The sequence below is a fragment of the Acinetobacter sp. IK31 genome, assembly GCF_035615195.1.
In the GTDB taxonomy this organism is placed as follows: domain Bacteria; phylum Pseudomonadota; class Gammaproteobacteria; order Pseudomonadales; family Moraxellaceae; genus Acinetobacter; species Acinetobacter calcoaceticus_C.
In genome coordinates this window covers 1-16,178 of record NZ_JANBOB010000018.1, presented here as the reverse complement: position 1 = coordinate 16,178, position 16,178 = coordinate 1, and the positions used below count along the sequence as shown (strand labels likewise).

Here is a 16,178-nt window from a genome sequence, read left to right as displayed (position 1 = left end):
ATTTTTCGATTTTCTCAAGGAGAGGACTCAAAAATCCAAATACTTGAAACTCTAAGAAATAGAGCTATTATTCTCCCAGCTAATTTACTATTAAAAATTAAATCAGTAATAAAGGGCATCAATCGACGCCCTTTATTCAATTCAAAGCCCTAACACTCTCCTGCAACCCTTGCTGAATTTGATTCAATCTAGGCATGTCTATTTAAAAATCGCTCTTTTTACCACATTGCTTATGTTGAGCTAGAATTTAATATTGCCACATGTCTTATAGTCATTTTCAGGACCACGAATTTAATTTAAGACTTTAAAATAAAAGGAAAAAACATGAATCCAGTTCTTAAGATATCAGACTATGTTTTCATGCAGTTTAGAACATCAATACCAACATTAAAGAAAGTGGGTGAAATTTACTATCCTCACCTAAGTAAAGCTAAATTGCTTGAAAAGGCTAGAAAAATGGAGTTCCCCTTTGTATGTTATAAACTTGATGAAAGCCAAAAATTACCATATTTAGTTGATATTATTGACTTAGCATTTATCCTTAAACAACGTTATCAAGCGATAAGAGTTGAAGCCTTTATGAAAGGAACTCTAGCAAATTATCAAGGCTAAGCGTCTCCTTTCTTCGCTTAACAGATACATATCGCTCCAAACTCCCCCATGAATCATGCAAACTTACTTTCTGAATTTCAGGTATCGTAAAACTTTGTTCTACAAGTCTCCTACAGCCTTCATGTCTTAAATCATGAAAATGTAAATCTTCAATTCCCAGTATTTTACATGCTTCACGAAACTCTTTTCCTATGCTTTTTAGGTTCAGAGGCAATAAGAGCTATTTATCATACCCTAATCGCAGCATACAACTTCGCACTTCATTATCTAATAAATATGCTCAATTATTGTTTTTACGTGGCTCCAAAACATAAAAAGACTTGTGATTACCTTTAGAACTACTCAGATTTTTCAAATCATAGACTTTCCATGAAGAGTTGTAAGAATCATAATCTTGCCGCCATAAATGTGTTAACTCTGCTTCTTCCATGCCCCACATAACAGATGCATGAGATAGAACACCTCTAATATGTAAAAGCTCATACTGCTGTGTACTTGCAATTGGTTCTAAGCCAAGATTCGGCACGCCTCTCCGTCTTAGAGCCACATGCTCAGCCAAATGTATTGAATGTATTTTTGTGATAATATTGCGCGCGATTGGCAACTTCTTAATTAAGAGTAGAGAATAGCGTTTCGTCCTGCTGTACTCGCTCCCAACTTCATCCAAGTATTTATCTGTGGCATCTGACAAAGCTAGATCAATCAGTTGTTCTTTGCCAAGTAAAATTTCTGGATTTTCTTGGATCTCAACTTCTCTTTTTTAAGACAGTTTTCTGCCACTTTTTTGAATGAAATGTTTTGCTTTCAGAGTAAGCTGGATAACCTTTTTTGTTGATCCGGATAGTAGCTCGGTAACTAACACTTCCATCTACACTTTTTCTGGCAGTAATTGACCCCCTAAACTATTTTTTCCATTATGGTGTGAACGCAAACAGATTAACGCAGCTAAACATGAGTTCCCACAGATTCAAACAAGTTACAAAACACTGATTAAAGGTATGATTTTTAATGACTCTTAACAAAACCATTGAAACTATTAAATCTCCAAGAATCAGTGTCGCTCCAATGATGGATTGGACAACAAAGGATTATCGATTCTTTGCGCGCTTGTTTAACCCAAACGCTGTGCTATATACAGAAATGGTCACTACAGGCGCCATTCTTTTTGGTGATGCAAAACGTCATCTAGACTATAGCGCTCAAGAACACCCTATCGTATTACAGTTGGGCGGTTCAAATCCGCAAGAGCTTGCGACCTGCACAAAAATGGCCGAAGACTGGGGTTACGATGAAGTCAACCTCAATGTAGGCTGCCCTAGCGACCGTGTACAGAACAATAAAATTGGTGCTTGCTTAATGGCAGAACCAGATTTGGTTGCTGAATGCATTCACACTATGCAAAAAGCTGTAAACATTCCGGTAACGGTAAAACACCGTATCGGGATTGATGACATGCACTCTTATGAAGAGATGCTTCATTTTGTAGATACAGTTGCTGCAACAGGTTGCACTCATTTTGTAGTGCATGCTCGCATTGCTATTTTGAAAGGCCTGTCACCAAAAGAAAACCGTGAAGTTCCACCTTTACGCTACGAAGATGTTTACCGTTTAAAGCAAGAGCGCCCACACCTCACTATTGAAATTAACGGCGGGATTAAAACGTTTGCTGAAACTCAAACACATTTACAGCATGTGGATGGCGTCATGATTGGCCGTGAAGCCTATCATAATCCGTACTTACTCGCGGAAATGGGTCAGCTTTGGAATTTGGAGGCTCCAGATAGATTCGAAATTATGGAACAAATGCTACCTTATATTGAACAGCGTATGGCTGAAGGTGCTCCACTCTCCATCATTACACGTCATATTTTAGGCTTATTCCAAAATTTACCAGGTGCGCGTAAATGGCGTCAGGCGCTAAGTGGCGGAAATGCAAAAACTTTAGCTGATGTAGAACAGGCTATTTGCAACATGCAATCAGCTTTAATTCGTACTGAGGAATATTTAAAAGAACATCAGGCTTAAGCATGTGATGGCTTCTTAAATTGTAAGTAAATGTGGCATTTTAAATCAGGGACTTAGATTTTGAGTATATTCGCAATGACTGAATTAAATTATTCAAATTTAAGCTCTGATTAATTATTTTTAAATAATAATATCAACAACTTAAGTTGAGTTTTTTTTATGTTTCATTTTAACGAATATCTTCTTACCTCTAAGCAATAATATTTGGGAAAAAGATACGTTATTACATAACACAAACAAAACTTTTAAGGTACGCCTATTAGTATCTCTGAACGCCACAGGTAGGTGGTGATTTTTTAAATATGGATATAGATAGTACGGTAGAGATTTCACGATGATTATTTATGACGGACAAGTAGCTGATAATTATATGTATCAGGACTCAAATCAGGCAGCCATTGTTGTATCCCACAGCACCCCAAGCCTCCCTTATCCTTTCACCATGAAGCCCAATAATCATCAAACTGAAACTTCAGATACTCCAGCAATAGATGTTGATAAATTTGTAGCTAAATTAGAAAGTATTACTTCAAGACGTAGCAAAGCCCGTTGTGCACGTAGTATTCGCCTTGCTCTCGAATCTGCTGGTGCAGATATTAGGAATCACCCCATTGCAGCTTCGGACTGGGGAGATACTCTCAAAAAGATTGGCTACAAACAGATAAATCCATCATTTGATGAACCACAAGAAGGTGACATCTATATCATCCACAGAACTCGTAACCACGTATATGGACATATTGCTGGATATACAGGTAGTGAATGGGTCTCTGACTTCAAACAAAATAGTTATGATGTCTATAAAGATGACAGCGTTACTTACACTTATTATAGGTTAGCTGCCTAGTCAATTTTCCAAGATTGAAACGTTTGATGAATGAGTTCGACACAATGCTGAATAATTTCATCGTTCTCTTTTCTATAGACTAAAACCACCTCTGAAAATAATAGATGATCTGCCAACGATAACAATTTTACATTGGCAGGTAAAATCTGCTCAAACTCTTCAGGAACAATACTTACCCCTAAATTTGCAGCCACAAGCTGTAATTGTGAAATTTTGCGTGACTGAATCGCAGCCTTCAGAGGTGTAAACCCAGCAGCTAAACATAGATTTGAAACAAAATAGCTTAAACCACCTCTTTTAGAATGTGGTGTAGAAACGAAATATTCATCTTTTAAGTCTTTAACTTGAATCTCTTGTTTATTTGCAAACTTAGCATGATCAATATGCACAGCCACCATTAAGGGTTCTTCATATAACTTAAGAACATTAATCTCATCTAATGTGTGCCGAACCGGAGGCCTGATCAAACCAATATCAATTTCACCATTCATTAAAGCTAAAATTTGATGCTCTGATGACAAGGTGTTTATCTCAAAATTGATCTCTTGGGTTAAGCTCACTTCTTTTAATATCTGAACCTTTTTATCATCCATAACAATACTGCTCGAGTGAGCAATCTTAATCTGGCGGTTTCTCCCTTCCGAAACACCTTTAGAAAGATCAATAATTTCATTTAAGTAGTGTAGGTTATCTTTTATTTTCTTATAAAAGACTTCACCAGCTGCTGTAAGTTTTACTTTCTTGTCAGTACGATTAAACAACTGAAACTCAATCTCTTCTTCTAATAGCTTAATTTGTCGACTTAAAGCTGACTGAGCAATAAAGAGTTTTTCTGAAGCAGCTGTAAAACCGCCTTCTTCAACAATTTTTATGAAATATTGAAATTGTTTTAAAGTGAGCATTTCCATCTCAAAATTAGATCATTAAGTCTATTTTCTATATTAGATTAGATAGATTTGCTTCGCTAGACTTTTATCAAAGCCCTTCACTTGTTGAATTATTCATGAAGTATTTAAAAATTTTCGCCATATTCACTGTCATTATTTTAATTTTATGGTGCTTTAAATTTTATGATCAGCAGCTTCCAACACAGCCTAAACACGACACAATAGAGTTATATGATTAAAAAAGAAAAAGACATGCCCAAACATAAAAGCATGCCTTTTTTGTATTTAAATTAAGCTTTCTTTAAATCGAGTTTCTTTAAAACTTCAGCTACAGCAATCATGGCAAAACTTGAAGTCACCACTACTGCGGAACCATAACCACCACAGCGCAACCCAGCCGATGGGCAAACATCTGCACTAGAAAATGGATTGTCGATTGAGTAAACACAAGTAATTCCAAATTTCTCTTTTGGCTTTTTACAGATGCCTCGAGCGCGAAGCTGGCTACGTAGCTTTGCCAACATTGGGTCTTGTTCTGTTTTTGATAAATCAGCCACTCGAATTTTAAGAGGATCAAGCTTACCACCCGCCCCACCAGATACAATCAAAGGAATTTTGTTAAAACGGCAATGCAGCATTAAAGCCAATTTCGCTTTAACGTCATCAATACAGTCTAGAACAATGTCCGGTACGGGATTTAAAAGCTCTACAACATTCTCAGGCGTTAAGAAGTCATCAATAATATTTACTTTAATACGCGGGTTAATCTGGCGACAACGCTCCGCCATAATCTCAACTTTTTCACAGCCCAGCGTTGATGTCATTGCGGGTAACTGACGATTTACATTCGATGCCGCGACAACATCCATATCCACTAATGTGATTTCACCAATTCCGGTACGAGCCAAAGCCTCTACAGCCCAACTGCCCACACCACCAATACCAATCACCATCACATGACTTTTTTCATAGTGCTGGAACGATGAATCACCATAAACTTTGGCTACACCTGCAAAACGACGTTCATATTCATCTTGTTGGAGATCGGTCATTGTTACTCTTGGGGGGGGATATAAAACACGGAGTGTATTTTACTGCTTTTCAAAACAAAATTGCTACATGGTACTACATAGCTATTCGATTGGTGCAAAAGCTATTCACAGCCTGTCGAGCATCAACAAAATACTGTTTTTGCGAAACATAAGATGTTAATCCGTATTGAACAGGTTCTGTGAATGGCAATGGTTTTGCCTACTTTTGCCGAAACAAAAGTAGGGTTATGAGCTACTACCATTAGAATATTTTACGGTAAGACTCCGCCATGATACTTCTTTCAATACCAACCAATAAAAATATTGATTGGTATTAATCTCAAGACAACATTAACCAGCAATCAAATTTCGAAGTACATAATGCAAAATACCACCAGCCTTAAAATACTCAACCTCGTTTAACGTATCAATTCGACATAACACATTAAAATGGCTAGCGACTCCATCCGGTCCTTTTACATCAACTTCAAGAATTTGATGAGGTTCAATTCCATCCGATAAACCACGGATTGATATCACCTCATGACCAGTCAAGTTCAGAGATTGTCTAGTTTGACCATCAACGAACTGTAAGGGCAACACTCCCATACCCACCAAGTTTGAACGGTGAATACGCTCAAAGCTCTCGGCAATCACTGCTTTCACGCCTAATAAATTTGTTCCCTTAGCAGCCCAGTCTCGTGAAGATCCTGTTCCATATTCTTTACCGGCAATAATCACAAGTGGTGTATTTTGTTCTTGATAACGCATCGCTGCATCATAAATGGCAAGCTTTTCACCACTTGGAATATAGATAGTATTACCCCCTTCTTCACCGCCCAGCATTTCGTTTTTAATACGAATATTGGCAAAAGTCCCGCGCATCATAACTTCATGGTTACCACGTCGAGAACCATAAGAGTTAAAGTCTTTTGGCTCAACGCCCTGCTCTTGTAAATATCGACCTGCTGGGCTGTCTTTTTTGATATTACCGGCTGGGGAAATATGGTCTGTCGTTACTGAATCTCCCAACACTGCCAAAATATTTGCCTGTTCAATATTTTTAATTGGTTTTGGGGGTTCACCAATACCTTCAAAGAACGGAGGATGACGAATATAAGTTGAGTCATCAGCCCACTCATAAGTTTTGCTTTGTGGGATTTGAATCGCTTGCCATGTTGCATCACCATCAAACACAGCGGCATATTCTTTGTGGAACATATCTGTATTTACTTTCTGCAAGGCTTCATCAATTTCTGCCTGACTTGGCCAAATATCTTTTAAATAGACAGGTTGTCCATCTTTGCCGAGCCCAAGAGGTTGTGTGGTCAAATCAGTACGAATATTACCAACCAAGCCATAAGCCACTACAAGAGGGGGTGAAGCAAGCCAATTTGTTTTAACTAACGGATGTACGCGTCCTTCAAAGTTACGGTTACCAGAAAGTACAGATGCAACATTTAAATCATGGCATTGAATTGCTTCTTCAACTGGTTCAGGTAGTGGACCTGAGTTACCAATACAAGTGGTACAACCATATCCCACCAAGTTATAACCCAACTCATCTAAATAAGGCGTAAGCCCAGCAGCCAGTAAATAATCGGTAACGACCTTAGAACCGGGTGCGAGAGAGCTTTTCACCCATGGTTTTCGTTGTAAGCCTTTTTCAATAGCTTTTTTAGCAAGCAAGCCTGCCGCTAACATCACGCTTGGGTTAGAGGTATTGGTACAAGAGGTAATCGCAGAAATAACAACATCCCCATGATTGAGTGGATAGGTTTCCCCTTCAATCACGCAAGATGGACTTTCATGTTGAATATTTGCTTTTTTCGCTTCTACCGCGGTACCGCCCCCGCCTTCATTTTCTAAACGCTCTTTAGCTTCTTTTGCTGGTTTTAAAGTTAGCTCCATGAGTGCATTAAAGGTTTTAGGCACTTCTGATAAAAGCACACGATCTTGCGGGCGTTTCGGGCCTGCCAAACTTGCTTGCACCGTGGTCATGTCTAAACTTAGAGTATCTGTAAACACAGGTTCATCACCCGCGTTTCGCCATAAACCTTGTGCTTTGCTATAAGCCTCAACCAATTCAATACGGTCACTTTGACGGCCAGTTAGTCTTAGATAACCCAATGTCACTTCATCAATCGGGAAGAAACCACAAGTCGCACCATATTCCGGTGCCATATTGGCAATAGTTGCGCGGTCAGCCAGTGGCAAATCTGCCAGACCATCCCCATAAAACTCTACAAATTTACCCACCACACCTTTTTGGCGAAGCATTTGAGTAATGGTAAGCACCAAGTCAGTTGCCGTAATACCTTCTGGTAATTTTCCTGTGAGTTTAAAACCGATGACTTCAGGAATAAGCATCGAGATAGGTTGGCCCAACATAGCTGCCTCAGCCTCAATACCCCCTACACCCCAACCTAAAACCCCAAGACCATTAATCATGGTGGTATGCGAATCTGTCCCTACCAAAGTGTCAGGAAATGCAAAGGTTTTACCGTCATCTTCCCCTAACCATACCGCCTGAGCCAAATACTCTAAATTGACCTGATGGCAAATACCCGTACCTGGCGGCACGACACTAAAGTTATTAAATGCGGACTGTCCCCAACGTAAGAACTGATATCGCTCACCATTTCGTTGCATTTCAATCTGTACGTTATCGGCAAAAGCATGGTCATCGGCAAAATGGTCAACCATCACCGAATGGTCAATGACTAAATCAACAGGAGATAACGGATTAATTTTTTCAGGGTCGCCCCCCGCTTGAGCCATAGCCGCACGCATTGCCGCTAAATCAACAACAGCAGGAACACCCGTAAAATCTTGCATTAAAACTCGCGCGGGCCGATATTGAATTTCCTGATCTGAGCTTCGATTTTTTAACCATTCTGCTAAAGCATGGATGTGTTCTGTTTTAACACTATGCTGGTCTTCAAACCGTAATAAGTTTTCCAATAATACTTTTAAAGATTTCGGTAGTTTGGCAATGTCCCCTAGCGTTTTCTCTGCTTGGGCTAAGCTAAAAATCTGATAATTGCTGGAACCTACTGTTAGCGTCTGTAAAGCATTAAAACTATTTATATTGCTATACTTAGCCATCGGGTTATCCTCCCATATCTGGCAATGTTATTTTTCACGTTTTTACATGTTGTTTTCTTACTTTAAGCTTCTTTTTTAATCGCTGTGTTTTGTTTTAGTTAATATTTCTAATCTTTGATTTTTATTACGATAATTTCAATGCCGAGAGCGAGTTTTCCCAAAGCTGTACGGCCAAATCTGGCTCTGATATGTTTAAGTTTTCTGCCAAACTTTGCAAAACATAAGGCAAATTAACTGGAGTATTACGGGTACGTTGTTCTGTTGATGTTTGACAACAAAGTGGGGTCATATCGGGACAATCCGTTTCAATCACCAAGTGCTCTACACCTATAGCCTGCACAACCGTATGAAGCTTTTTCGCATTCGGGTTGGTAATTTGCCCTGTCACACCAATTTTAAATCCGAGCTTAATGAGCCCCTTTGCTTCTTCTATTCCCCCACTAAAAGCATGGGCAATTCCACCCAGTTTAAATTTTTGAGCTTTTAATATTGCGAGTACATCGCCATGTGCTTTTCGAATATGAAGTAATACTGGCTTCCGATATTGAGTTGCCAGTTCAAGCTGCTGGGCGAAATATTCTTTTTGCTTCGCATATACATCTGGATGCTTATGCTCTTTTAAAAAAGTATCTAAACCGATTTCACCCACAGCTACACAGTCTTGTTGCTGCAAAATTTGCTCAAGATGAGAAAGATGTTCTGGCTGATGTTGCTCAATATAAAATGGGTGTAAACCTGGAGCTAAATATGAAGTCGGTACATTTTCCCAGCTCTTTAACTGATAATGCGTTTTTAGCAATTCATCAAAACGTGACTGCACAAAACCAATTAAAACCAGTGCATCCACTCCAACTTTTTTGGCGTTAAGCGCCAATTGTTGCCGATCTTCATCAAAATCGGCAACATCAAAATGCGTATGCGTATCAAACAGATGCATTAGCTTCCACTTTTTGCAACAGGTGCTGAAGCAGGTTGCACTTTAGGCTGCGGCAAATATTCTTTTTTCAAGACTTCCTGTAATTGATCATATGGAATAACTAATCGAGGTAGCCCAACCACATAGGGTCCAATTTCATATTCACCATATTGAAGGATTAAACCTTGCTCACCCAGTAAGAAATTATCAGATAATTTAAATGGCCAAGCTTGTTCATAATCCCCGACATTATCAGCCAGTTTAGAGTCTGTTACCCAAGTCTTAAAGGCTTCATGCGCCAACTTCTCTAACGCTGCCTTTTGCTGTGGACGTAACAAGTCTTCAAGCTTGATCTGCTTTTGTTCTTTTAAATCAAAATTATAATAATGCTGTGCAGCAGAACCATGAGCACCACCTAAATAGCTACTGCTATTAAGTACAACAGTGACCACTTTACCTTGAGCCTGCAAAATCTTAAGTTTAACTAAAAGATTAATTTGATGACTACTACTTAAAGCTTTTAATTCATTGTCCAGACCAATAAATGAGTTTGCATAACGTTGAACTTGGGCATCAAAGCTATTTTTTTGCTCTGCACCTGCGGCCACCGAAGCTTCTATTTTTTGATCAGCTTGCTTCTCTTTAGCATCAGGTTCAGCAATCTCTAAAATTTGATCTAGAGTCTTTAAGATTTGCTGATCTACAATTTTATCAATAAATGGGAAATTACTCTGTAAACGCTCAACTGTAAATTCGGGGCAAGTTTTACCATCACAATCAGGTAAAGCAACCTTACTCGGAACTGTTTCGCCCTTCAAAGTCAGCTCTACTGGCTTTTGTTCCTCAACTGCTGGTTTCTGTTGCTCTTGAGAATCCTTAGGATCGGCTTTAGGTTGGCATGCCACCAAAAATATAGCCGATGCAAGCAAAGTTAATCGCAGTGAAGCTTTAGAAGATAACATCATATTTTGCCTTTTATTCTAAGGAGATTACGCAGTGCCTTTTCTAAGAAATTAGCGCATATAAATAGAGGTTGCAAATTCTGCTACCATCTTAAAACATTTGTTCATAAACCTTGGGTTGTAATATTTTTTTTGTTTGTTCTGTAGATAAATAAATATCGAGTTGTGGTGCCTCTTTAGTAATTTGATTTGCCTGATAATGAAGTCCAATGCCCTCACCATCAAAGAACCAATCCGCTTGTCCCCAATATAAAGTTTTTGGTGCTTCTTTTTTTATTTCAACAGTCTGCTTTTTTAACCAGTCTTGATAGGCTACCTGCACCATTTGATGCATAGCTGTTTGCTGATCTTTTTTTAAAACATCTAACAAACTTAAACTTTTATGCAATTTTCGGTCGGCCACGAAAAAGTAATAACGATCTTTAATCGTCAGCTCTTCTTGCTTGGTATCAAGCCCCAATTGCAATAAAACATATTGATTACGCTGCGAAGCAATACGTGTATGAAGATGCAATTCATAAGCCCGATTCTTTGAATATTTATCTTGCCACTCATCAGACTTTTTTACATAGGCATTAATCGCCTGCTGCAAGCTTAAGTCTTTTTTCAAATCAATTTGATCTTGAATCACTTTAGCCTGACTTTTGGCGATCCATTCATTTAACCATGCGTCTTGAGTCTTTATCGTTTGAATATCAACATCAATACAATTTTTCTTCTCACAAAATGGCAAAGCATAATCGGCTTTTACTTGTTGTAAGTTGAGAAATGGCAGTACCTCAGCTTTTTCAATATTTTGAGTTTGGGCGCCCGCTAGTTTCGTTTGAGAAGATGATGAAGACTGAGAGCTTTTCCAGACAAAAATAGAAACAGCAGAAATTAATGTTATGACTGCAACCACCAGCGCAATAATTGTCTTTTTACTCAAGTTCATTTCATCATCCTTTTTTATTTTTCAAAACAAAACAGCTTCTATTCGAAGCTGTTTGTCACATTAAAATGATCAGTGTTCACGTGTGTTACGGAACTGAATATCAGGCCAACGCTCTTGCATAATCTGCAAGTTCACTCGGCTTGGAGCAAGATACGTTAAGTGTCCGCCGCCATCGATAGAAAGTTGGTCATGTGCTTTCTTCTTAAATTCATTCAGAATTTTTTCGTCATCACAGTGAATCCAGCGAACTGTATTAACGCTTACAGGCTCATAAACACAGTCAACCTTATATTCTTCTTTCAAACGATAAGCAACCACGTCAAACTGGAGCACACCTACCGCCCCAACAATCAAGTCATTGCTGATTTGCGGCATAAATACCTGAGTCGCCCCTTCTTCAGACAACTCTTTCAAACCTTTTTGCAATTGTTTTGACTTTAATGGATCTCTTAAACGCACACGACGGAACATCTCTGGCGCAAAGTGAGGAATACCTGTGAAGTGCAGATTTTCACCACTTGTGAAAGTATCACCAATTTGAATCGTGCCATGGTTATGTAAACCAATAATATCGCCCGGCCATGCTTCTTCTAAATGTTCACGCTCACCAGCAAGGAATGTCAAAGCATCACTAATGCGGACATCTTTACCAAGACGCACGTGGTTCATCTTTAAACCTTTTTCATATTTACCAGAGCAAATACGCATGAAGGCAATACGGTCACGGTGTTTCGGATCCATGTTGGCTTGAATTTTAAATACAAAACCAGAAAAACCTTCTTCTTTCGCATCAACTACACGCTCTTGTGTAGGGTGCGCTTTAGGTTCAGGTGCCCAGCCCATGAAAGCATCTAGGACATGGTCAACACCAAAGTTGCCTAATGCCGTACCAAATAGAACCGGAGTTTGTTTACCTTGTAAAAATAAGTCGCGGTCTAATGGTTCATTCGCCATTTGTACGAGCTCAAGCGATTCTTCAAAAGATGCCCAAGCCAAATCACCTACTTTTTCACGAATATCAGCATGATCATAGCCATCACGTACTTCAATATCTGTAATGGTTGAACCAAAACCTGCTTTGTACACATACAATTTATTTTCAATAATGTTGTATACACCAGCAAAATCACGGCCCATTCCTAATGGCCATGTAATAGGTACACAGCGGATATTGAGGACATTTTCAATTTCATCAAGTAACTCAAGTGGCTCACGAATCTCACGGTCCATCTTGTTTACGAATGAAATGATAGGCGTGTCACGCATACGACACACTTCCATCAATTTGATGGTACGTTCTTCGACACCTTTTGCACCATCAATCACCATTAACGCTGAGTCAACTGCGGTAAGGGTACGATAAGTATCTTCCGAGAAATCTTCATGCCCCGGTGTATCGAGTAAGTTAATGGTGTGACCTTTATAAGGAAACTGCATCACAGACGTGGTAATGGAAATTCCACGCTCTTTTTCCATTTCCATCCAGTCAGATGTAGCTGCGCGATCAGATTTACGGCTTTTTACCATCCCTGCAACCTGAATTGCTTTACCCCACAACAGTAATTTTTCTGTCATGGTGGTTTTACCGGCATCGGGGTGGGAAATGATGGCAAATGTGCGGCGTTGAGCAACCTGTGCCGCTAACTCATCTTTAAAACTCATGAAATACACCTACTGCGGAGATTGCAGTGCCAAAGATCTAAAGTCGATCAAAATAAAAATTGGCGTAATTGTAGCAGATTTATAGAACTGTTTAATGATTGTTGATATGCCATCAGTCACTCATAAGATTTTTGAACATTTTTTGAGAATACAATTTTGTTCATTAGAGATTTTATAATCAAAAAAGCCCATTCGATAGTGAATGGGCTTACTTAGGATTTAGCAGAATATCTTAAGCTAGTTTCTTTTCTTCAATAAAGTGGACATCGGCAATTTGTACATCCCAGAACTCATTCCATAAAGCACAATAATCAATACATAGTTTAGTTAAGCCTTCATAATCATCTTTTGTAATTGCTTGCGCTAACGTAAACCAAAGATCATCCTGATGGTCATCATCAGCGGCTTCAGACGTTTCATCAGTAGATACACCATGCACATGGTAATATCCACCACCTTCAACATCGATATTTACGAATTTAGTCGCTTCACGTAATGGGGGACTAAAAAGAATAACCTCTTCTTCGGCAACTGCTAACAATGCAACTACATTGATATAACTATCATAAGAAGATTCTAAAAATGAACGAACCTGATCTGCGGCTTTTGATGGTTTATAGTTACGGCGATCAGCCTCTGTCAAACCATAATCATTAAGTAAATCTTCATACAATGGATAATGAGCATATTCAGGATTCCCCAAATAGTAATCATCTTTACCTAATCCCGGTCTAAAACCGAATTCATCAAGTACATTTAAACTTAATAATACCCGTGGAAACATTTTAGCTCCAGAATGGAGTTTTGGTTCCAGTTGTTTTGTTTGAAACTGCGCTTGTAATAAAGCATCAGTAAAAATCTGTACAATTGCATGACGATATTCTAAATGAATATGAGTTAAAGTGCTCTTATCTAGATATCCATGATTTAATATTTCAATTGCAGGATGTTTACAAACTGGTAATTCAGCAATTTTATTTCTTAACTGCTTGAGAAACTTTAAATTTTCATCCCATTGTTTTGCAGGAATACTATTTCTCATCCCCTGCAATGCTTTTTCTCGTGGATTATTAAAATCTTCAAATTTTTTTGACATAATCATTCTCATTAACAAGTTTTTTCTTATAGTTAAGTTAGGGATTCCCTTTATTTCAATTTGCATTCAGTTGCTAAAATAAAATCCATATACCCATCCTTAACAACCTGATATTATGTCTATTAACTCAACAAATCAATGGATTAATTAATAATATTTAAAAAAGTAAATTATTGCCAACCAAATATATAAATTATTATTTTTTAAGATTAACCAAACTATTGAATAAATATAGTTTTTTAAATATTATAAAATAAGTTTTATTTAAGTTTTAACACTTACAATAGCAAAGTTAATCAAAAATATTCGCGACGGTGAACCCGATGACAAAAAGAGAAAATATTATAACAACAGCAACATCCCTTTTTAACCAGAAAAGCTATACGTCTGTTGGTGTTGATAAGATTATTGCTGAGTCCAATGTTGCAAAAATGACTTTTTACAAGTACTTTTCTTCTAAAGAAAACTTAATTGAAGAGTGCCTTCATGAAAGAAATTTAGAAATCCAATCTTCAATATTAGAAAAAATTAATAATATTAACAATCCGTTAATTAGACTTAAAAGCATTTTCAACTGGTATATTGACTGGATTAATGCAGATGATTTCAATGGATGTTTATTTAAAAAAGCCACCATTGAAGTTCTACAATTGTACCCATCTATTAAAGATCAGGTTAATAAATATCGAGAATGGATTTATAAATTGGTTTTCTCAATATGTGTAGAATTAGAAATCAAAGATGCCCATACACTTACCAGTCTTTTCCTTAATATTATTGATGGCATCATTATTGATGGCACAATAAATAAATCAAAAATTAATTCCGAACAAACATGGTCTTATATAGAAAAGCTTATTAACTTTGAGGAAACTCAAGTGTGTTCCGCCGCTTAATATATCAATTTAATATTTTTAGATCTTTTGTAGAAGAATTAAAATATCATTAAAAAACGAGTAGAGCATGAATTATAGCTCTACTGATTAAATCTGTCTAACTTATTGTTACAACCCTACAAAAGCAAGGCCCCTGCTATTTAAAACACAGGAGCTACTCTCATTCCTTATATTTTAATATTATAATTTATATAAATTTAAATAGTTTAAATAAGAAATTTATTAAGAATAACTACACATTTACTGCATATAACCATGCACGTTAATATATTATTAATCTACCGCGATATTCTTTAAGAAATACTCCAATAAAACATCTCTATCATCCACACTGTTTTCACCTAAAAGCTGAACCATAGCCCCATCTATCACAAATAAAAACATGTACGCATCTTCTTTTGGGGCCTCTGAGTTCTTTGTTAAAAGTAGCCTATAAATTTCGCTAATGAGCCAGTTTCTGTACTCAACCACAACTTGATAAGCCTTGGGGTAAAGCTTTTCAATTTCAAAAATGGCTTTAAATGGCAAATGGTAAAGGCCTTCTAAATCTGCATGTAAGAAGTAAATTTTGCGGAGTTTTTCAATTACGGTTAAGTCTTTCTGGATATAAATGATTGAAAGCACCTCTTGTTTTAAGCCATCTTTTTGAAAGGTTAGGCTCATTTCAATGAGTCTTTCTTTTGAGTGAAAGTAATTATAAAAGGTAGCTTTGGGGAGTTTTGCTGCTTCAATAATTCGGTCTACCCCGACTTTGTGAAAACCATAATTATTAAAGAGATATCTTGCAGAATGAAGCACGCTTAAAGCACGAAATGGGAGATCTAAATGTTGCATAGTTTTACCGTTATAAAAATAAGTTCTTGTTGTGTCTCAATGAGATAAAACTGCCTAGGCTCTTGTTTTAAGCAAAAAAAGGCATGCAAAGGCCCTCGGAAGACTGCCTCAGCGCATCTCAAGTTTTATTGTTGATATGATTTTTTGGTCGTGACGAACTAATGCTTGAAAACCCAAAGGTCATCAAACCGCGCTAAAGACTAGTCTGGAGGTATAAAAATAGAATGCATAGCCAACTCCTTTATATTGGGAGTTCTGCCAAAGCATTAATCAAGAATTATGGTGGCAGAACGAAAGAGGGTTAGCAGACTGGTGAAAGATTTAACCAGCACACCCGAGGGTGTCCCTCTCCCGTCCTGAACTGCACC

General features: G+C 37.7%; 14 protein-coding genes and 1 pseudogene. 5 read left to right on the top strand and 10 right to left on the bottom strand.

Annotation, left to right across the window (positions count from 1 at the left end):
- Positions 1–324 precede the first annotated feature (324 nt).
- The gene (locus MSG66_RS11510; protein WP_133975383.1) at positions 325–612 is read left to right on the top strand and encodes a pyocin activator PrtN family protein; all 288 of its coding nucleotides are present in this window, start codon (positions 325–327) and stop codon (positions 610–612) included.
- Here MSG66_RS11510 and MSG66_RS11505 read toward each other — a convergent pair.
- Positions 578–1,502 (bottom strand): annotated as a pseudogene (locus tag MSG66_RS11505) (tyrosine-type recombinase/integrase). The gene MSG66_RS11510 and the pseudogene MSG66_RS11505 overlap by 35 nt on opposite strands.
- A 118-nt stretch (positions 1,503–1,620) precedes the next feature.
- On the opposite strand from MSG66_RS11505, the gene dusA reads away from it, so the two are divergent.
- Together dusA and MSG66_RS11495 are read left to right on the top strand one after the other, a co-directional pair.
- Complete coding sequence (gene dusA / locus MSG66_RS11500) at positions 1,621–2,637, top strand: tRNA dihydrouridine(20/20a) synthase DusA (RefSeq protein ID WP_420714258.1); 1,017 nt, start codon at positions 1,621–1,623, stop codon at positions 2,635–2,637.
- A gap of 334 nt (positions 2,638–2,971) precedes the next feature.
- Positions 2,972–3,484, top strand: a complete 513-nt coding sequence (locus tag MSG66_RS11495) for a hypothetical protein (RefSeq protein ID WP_133975385.1) — start codon at positions 2,972–2,974, stop codon at positions 3,482–3,484.
- On the opposite strand, the gene MSG66_RS11490 is transcribed toward MSG66_RS11495, so the two are convergent.
- On the bottom strand, positions 3,481–4,392 hold the full coding sequence (locus MSG66_RS11490; RefSeq protein WP_324654191.1) for a LysR family transcriptional regulator: 912 nt from the start codon (positions 4,390–4,392) through the stop codon (positions 3,481–3,483). The two genes, MSG66_RS11495 and MSG66_RS11490, sit on opposite strands and share 4 nt — an antisense overlap.
- Positions 4,393–4,487: 95 nt before the next feature.
- On the opposite strand from MSG66_RS11490, the gene MSG66_RS11485 reads away from it, so the two are divergent.
- Positions 4,488–4,610: a hypothetical protein gene (locus MSG66_RS11485; protein ID WP_324654190.1), complete on the top strand. Its 123-nt coding sequence runs from the start codon at positions 4,488–4,490 to the stop codon at positions 4,608–4,610.
- Between the two features lie 51 nt (positions 4,611–4,661).
- Here MSG66_RS11485 and MSG66_RS11480 read toward each other — a convergent pair whose 3' ends face one another.
- From MSG66_RS11480 to MSG66_RS11450, 7 genes are all read right to left on the bottom strand, one after another.
- Positions 4,662–5,423 (bottom strand): tRNA threonylcarbamoyladenosine dehydratase, encoded by a 762-nt coding sequence (locus MSG66_RS11480; protein ID WP_262474012.1) that lies wholly within the window; start codon positions 5,421–5,423, stop codon positions 4,662–4,664.
- 330 nt (positions 5,424–5,753) lie between these two features.
- Positions 5,754–8,510, bottom strand: a complete 2,757-nt coding sequence (acnA, locus tag MSG66_RS11475) for an aconitate hydratase AcnA (RefSeq protein ID WP_324654189.1) — start codon at positions 8,508–8,510, stop codon at positions 5,754–5,756.
- Positions 8,511–8,634: 124 nt separating this feature from the next.
- On the bottom strand, positions 8,635–9,447 hold the full coding sequence (locus MSG66_RS11470) for a TatD family hydrolase (RefSeq protein WP_324654188.1): 813 nt from the start codon (positions 9,445–9,447) through the stop codon (positions 8,635–8,637).
- Positions 9,447–10,388 (bottom strand): RsiV family protein, encoded by a 942-nt coding sequence (locus MSG66_RS11465; RefSeq protein ID WP_324654213.1) that lies wholly within the window; start codon positions 10,386–10,388, stop codon positions 9,447–9,449. Before MSG66_RS11465 ends, MSG66_RS11470 begins: the two co-directional genes overlap by 1 nt.
- 91 nt (positions 10,389–10,479) lie before the next feature.
- Positions 10,480–11,322, bottom strand: a complete 843-nt coding sequence (locus MSG66_RS11460; RefSeq protein ID WP_324654187.1) for a hypothetical protein — start codon at positions 11,320–11,322, stop codon at positions 10,480–10,482.
- Positions 11,323–11,391: 69 nt separating this feature from the next.
- On the bottom strand, positions 11,392–12,984 hold the full coding sequence (locus MSG66_RS11455) for a peptide chain release factor 3 (RefSeq protein WP_045435061.1): 1,593 nt from the start codon (positions 12,982–12,984) through the stop codon (positions 11,392–11,394).
- Between the two features lie 232 nt (positions 12,985–13,216).
- Positions 13,217–14,080 (bottom strand): hypothetical protein, encoded by an 864-nt coding sequence (locus MSG66_RS11450; RefSeq protein ID WP_324654186.1) that lies wholly within the window; start codon positions 14,078–14,080, stop codon positions 13,217–13,219.
- 323 nt (positions 14,081–14,403) lie between these two features.
- On the opposite strand from MSG66_RS11450, the gene MSG66_RS11445 reads away from it, so the two are divergent.
- A complete protein-coding gene (locus MSG66_RS11445) occupies positions 14,404–14,976 on the top strand; it encodes a TetR/AcrR family transcriptional regulator (RefSeq protein WP_324654185.1) in 573 nt (190 codons plus the stop codon).
- Between the two features lie 273 nt (positions 14,977–15,249).
- Here the strand turns inward: MSG66_RS11445 and MSG66_RS11440 are convergent, their stop codons facing one another.
- Positions 15,250–15,810 (bottom strand): TetR/AcrR family transcriptional regulator, encoded by a 561-nt coding sequence (locus MSG66_RS11440; protein WP_324654184.1) that lies wholly within the window; start codon positions 15,808–15,810, stop codon positions 15,250–15,252.
- Positions 15,811–16,178: the final 368 nt, after the last annotated feature.